Source organism: uncultured Caballeronia sp., assembly GCF_964243625.1.
GTDB lineage: Bacteria > Pseudomonadota > Gammaproteobacteria > Burkholderiales > Burkholderiaceae > Caballeronia.
Map to the genome: position 1 here is coordinate 1 of NZ_CAXTGZ010000519.1, position 4,283 is coordinate 4,283.

The window sequence follows — 4,283 nt, forward strand, 5'->3', positions numbered from 1 at the left end:
AGGTACGGACTGACAAACCCCGCGAAGTTCCCCATCGCATTGATCAGCGCGATGCCAGCGGCGGCCGCAGTGCCTGCCAGGAACTTGGTTGGCAGGCTCCAGAAAAGCGGCTGGCTGGTGATGATACCCGCCATACCGATCGTCGAGGTAAAGGACCACTTGCCCTTCCACTCGGTTTGTAGAGGAGGCTTGAACATATTGGGCAGTGATTCAGGTCGTCGCTGGAATCGTGTCGTATTCGTCGGTAAGCCACGGGAACGTGCCGTCGGAGAGGTCCCAGAAATGATGATGGGCATCAAAGATGGGAAGGTCGAAGCCCAGTTCGTTGTGCGGCTGCGAGGTCATGAGGCGTTCCTTGTTTTCGGTTCCGTCAGACCGCTCGGGCGATACACCCGCGCGGCGGTATCGTGGAAAAATGCACGTTGCTCCGACGGCGGCCAGCCACGTACGAGCTGTTTGAAGCCGCCGATAAGCAGGTCGAGCGAACCAAAGAGTTCATCGACGGGAAAGTTACTGCCGAACATCAGGCGATCGGCACCAAAGGTCCGGTTGAGCGTGTGCAGCACCGGCTCATTCGCTTCAACGCTCCACGGCTTGCCCGCCTGGCCAAGCCCGGACACCTTCACCACGACGTTGGGACAGTTCGCGAGTGCTTCGAGTGCGCTGCTCCAGCCCGCGAGCGTGGCGCTCGATCGGTCGCCCGGCACGCCGGCGTGATTCACGATCAGCAGCGTATCCGGGAAATCCCCGGCAAGCCTTGCAGCTTCGGCGAGTTGACGCCACGGCGCCTGCAGATCGAAATGCAGGCCGTGCCGCGCGAGCTGACTGTAACCGTCGCGCCATCTGGTATTGGACATCAGCGTGCGGCCCGATGCATCGGGGTCACCCGGCTTGTGGCGCACGCTGCGCACGAGCGCGAAGCGCGCCTGTCCGGCGAGCAGCGATTGAATGTTGTCGTGGTCGAGCCACGCCTGGGCGACCATCGCGTTCGGGCGGCCGGTTGTCGCAGCAAGCTGCGAGACATAGGCCGTCTCGCCGAGCGGATCGTCGGGCGTCCACTCAGCTTCGACATAGACGCTGCCGATGACATCGTGACCGGCGGCATCGCGCAGATAATCGGCCGGCAGATAGTCGTGCTTGATCCGCGAATAATCGCCGTAGCGATGCGGCACGAGCGTGTCGGGCGCAAGCCACGGGTAATGATTTGCGCCGAGGTCCCAGAAGTGCTGGTGCGCATCGATTATTGGACCGTCGTAAAGCGTATGCAGATGCGTGCTCATGCCTGCCCTCCCGGCGCTTTCTGACCGAAGTCGATCAGCAGCGACCCGATCAGATATGTAAGCGCGGCCGCAGCAAAGAACAGGATGACCGCGTTGTAGCCGCCGGTCATGTCGACCAGCATGCCGACTGCAATCGGTACGATGATCGCACCGCCCGTTCCGGCGAAGTTCATCACGCCGCCGACCAGTCCGACCTGTTCCTGAGGCGCGAGCATGGCGGGAATCAGCCAGTACAGCCCGCCCCAGAGATGGAAAAATACGCCTAACGCCAGGACGGCAACGGCGAGGCGAATATCATCGACGAACGGCAGCGCGAGCAGGCACACGAGCGACATGCCGCCGGACAGTCCGAACAGGATCTTGAACGCGGTGCCGCGCGCAAAACGCTTTTGCAGCCAGTCGGCGGTCATGCCCGACAACACCTCCCCAATCGCGCCCGCGAGGAAGATCAGGAAAGTTGCAAAACCCATGCTGCGGATATCGAGCCCGCGTCCCACGGACAAATAGTTCGGCCCCCACGTGACGAGACCGAAAAATACCATCGCCCAGCCGATGCGCCCGACGACCATCGCGGCTATCGTGCCGCGCGAAAGCGGCGCTTTTCTCGCACGTGGCGTTTCCCCGGCGGCGACTTTCTGGGCGCGGATGTGCTCTTTTTCGACGGCGTCGATATGCGGATGTTGCTCGGGTGTATCGCGCAGCAACCGGTACACGATCAGTCCCAGCCCCACCGTCACCACCCCGACGATGATGAACGCCGAGCGCCACGATCCCGACAGCGAGATCAGTGCGCTAATTGCAAGACCGCCGATGGCGGAGCCAAGTGGTGCGCCGCTGTCGATCAGCGTGACGCCGCGCGCGCGTTCGGCCGGCGGCAGCCACGACGCCGTGAGCTTGGTAGCAGCCGGCATGTAGGGCGCTTCGAACACGCCGAGCCCGATACGCGTCAACAGCAAGGTCACGCCGTTGACCGCAAAGCCGGCAAGACACTGAAAGCCGCCCCAAAGTGCGGCGGAGATGCCGATCATGCGGCGCGCGCCGTACCGGTCGGCGGCCCAACCGGCGGGAATCTGAAAGGTGCTGTAGGTCCAGAAGAACGCCGAGAGAATCAGTCCCTGCATGGTCGCGCTGAGATGGAACTCATGCACGATGGAAGGCATGCCCACCGACAACGACATCCGGTCGATGCAGTTCACCGTGTACAGCACGAACAGCAGCAGGACCATGCGCCAGCGCGTGGTAGCGAGGAGCGTTCGGATCGAGTGCCGGGCGCCGGTTACGTGTATGTCGGTCTGCATGTCTCTTCCTTGTTGATATAAGAACCGCTTTATTTGCTACCGGTTCGCGCTGAAGGCCGTTCGCAATGCGGCGAGCGATTCGATGACCGTCCTTACAGCGACGGATTGCGCTGCCACGCGTCGTACAGCGCCGAGCCCTGCAGATCGAGCGCATCGAGCGGCACGAGGGTGCCCTTCGCAATATCCGCCATCAGGCGCTTGTTCGCCGCGAGATAGAACGGCGCAGCGTTGCCGGCCTTCGCCTGGTCGATCAGAAGCGCGTCGGCGCCATCGATCGTATGGTGATGGCCCCCCATGCTGAGCGTCTCTCCTGCCTTGAAATCGCGGCTCGTGCGCGCAACCATGCGGGCATGCGGCAACTGCTTGCTGCTGCCGGTCGGCCGGCCGGTCAGCACCGCGGAAAAGAGGCTTGCCGGCGTTTCGAGACCCATCAGGTGATACGGCAAGTAGATGCACCCATACCCGCCGTTCTTGTTGACCAGATGTCCTTTCTGGCGCAGCAGCTCCCAGGTTTCGTCGTCCTTGCACCGGACGATGACGAACACGCCGCCGCCGAAGCTGACGTCGTCGGGCCGGCGCAGACAGTTGAAGACATCGACCACGCCCGTGCGCTCCAGAATGCCGCCGTCTTCCTTCGGCACGAAGATGTCCGCAAGTTCGGTCAGGCGTGCGAGCGGATAGTTGAGCGCATCGGCGGCGGGAAGAAGGCCCGTGGAATTGGCGACCACGTTGAGCTCGCAGTAATCCGGCGTCGCGCTCTGGGGCAACATGGCGAGCGCCTTGCTGCGCGCCGCGAGCGTGGCGGGAATGTCGTCGCCCAGTGTCCAGCATGAAGCGAGCGACGCCGCGTGACGCTGATCCAGATACCCGATGCTCTTTTCATCGGGATCGTAGATGAAGTCGTATTCGCTTGATTTTCCCGCTGCAACGACCTCGAAACCAAGCACGCGCGCCCAGGTGACGAGGCCAATCAGGTTGCTCGGCTGGTCGCCGTCCGGCGTCGTGTAGACCACATTGTTTTCGAGCGCCAGCTGGTTCAGATACGGTCCTGCGACCGAATCGGTTTCCTTGGTCGCCATCGCGACATGCACGCCCCGTCTGAGCGCCGCCTGCGCAATCTTGATGCTGACTTCCGGCTGGCCGGTTGCTTCAACGACGATATCGAGCGCTATGTCATCGAGCAACGCATGGTCGCCCACCAGCGCAATGCGGCCGGCTTCGCGAGCAGCGCGGACATCGGCTGCGTTGTTGCAGACCTTCGCGGCGTCGGCAGCAAAGCCAAGCGATGCCAGCGTGGCGAGCGTGCCGTCCAGGTCGAGGTCGCAGAGCGCCGCGATTTCGAGTGCAGGCAACGCACGGCATTGCACCAGCAGCGAACGGCCGAAACCGCCTTTCGGGCCGACCAGCGCCATGCGGATGGTCTTCGTGGCGAGATCGGCAAAGAGGTGTTCGTAGTTCATCGTGGGGCCTTGTGAGGTGTTGAAGGTAGTGGAATTAAAGTACTGCGCTGTCAGCCGACCACGGCGTTGAGCAGCATGATCATGGCGAGGGCAAGCAGTGACTGAAACGAGACCAGCAGCGTCCAGGTCTTGAGCGTGTCGCCAACACTCAGCCGGAAATACTCTTTGAACAGCCAGAAACCCGAGTCGTTGAGGTGCGACAACATTAGGCCGCCCGAGCTGACTGCAAGCACCAGCAGTTCGAG

Annotated in this window: 4 protein-coding genes and 2 pseudogenes; all 6 read right to left on the reverse strand. The window is 62.5% G+C overall.

Annotated features, from left to right (window positions below; all coding sequences use genetic code 11):
* A pseudogene (locus tag ACFFAR_RS26070) lies at positions 1-143 on the reverse strand (MFS transporter); the annotation flags it as partial.
* Positions 144-210: 67 nt separating this feature from the next.
* Positions 211-345, reverse strand: coding sequence for a hypothetical protein (locus ACFFAR_RS26075; RefSeq protein WP_257722384.1), 135 nt, complete (start codon positions 343-345; stop codon positions 211-213).
* On the reverse strand, positions 342-1,280 hold the full coding sequence (locus tag ACFFAR_RS26080) for an amidohydrolase family protein (RefSeq protein WP_375508730.1): 939 nt from the start codon (positions 1,278-1,280) through the stop codon (positions 342-344). Before ACFFAR_RS26080 ends, ACFFAR_RS26075 begins: the two co-directional genes overlap by 4 nt.
* Positions 1,277-2,578: an MFS transporter gene (locus tag ACFFAR_RS26085; RefSeq protein WP_174365083.1), complete on the reverse strand. Its 1,302-nt coding sequence runs from the start codon at positions 2,576-2,578 to the stop codon at positions 1,277-1,279. Before ACFFAR_RS26085 ends, ACFFAR_RS26080 begins: the two co-directional genes overlap by 4 nt.
* Positions 2,579-2,670: 92 nt before the next feature.
* Positions 2,671-4,038 (reverse strand): homoserine dehydrogenase, encoded by a 1,368-nt coding sequence (locus ACFFAR_RS26090; protein ID WP_174365082.1) that lies wholly within the window; start codon positions 4,036-4,038, stop codon positions 2,671-2,673.
* A 50-nt stretch (positions 4,039-4,088) separates the two neighbouring features.
* Positions 4,089-4,283, reverse strand: a pseudogene (locus ACFFAR_RS26095) (permease DsdX); the annotation flags it as partial.

What these genes read in the sequence shown, in the direction of transcription:
- ACFFAR_RS26080 (WP_375508730.1), bottom strand. Translation starts at nt 1,280, where the DNA reads ATGAGCACGCATCTGCATACGCTTTACGACGGTCCAATAATCGATGCG.
- ACFFAR_RS26090 (WP_174365082.1), bottom strand. Translation starts at nt 4,038, where the DNA reads ATGAACTACGAACACCTCTTTGCCGATCTCGCCACGAAGACCATCCGC.
- ACFFAR_RS26085 (WP_174365083.1), bottom strand. Translation starts at nt 2,578, where the DNA reads ATGCAGACCGACATACACGTAACCGGCGCCCGGCACTCGATCCGAACG.
- ACFFAR_RS26075 (WP_257722384.1), bottom strand. Translation starts at nt 345, where the DNA reads ATGACCTCGCAGCCGCACAACGAACTGGGCTTCGACCTTCCCATCTTT.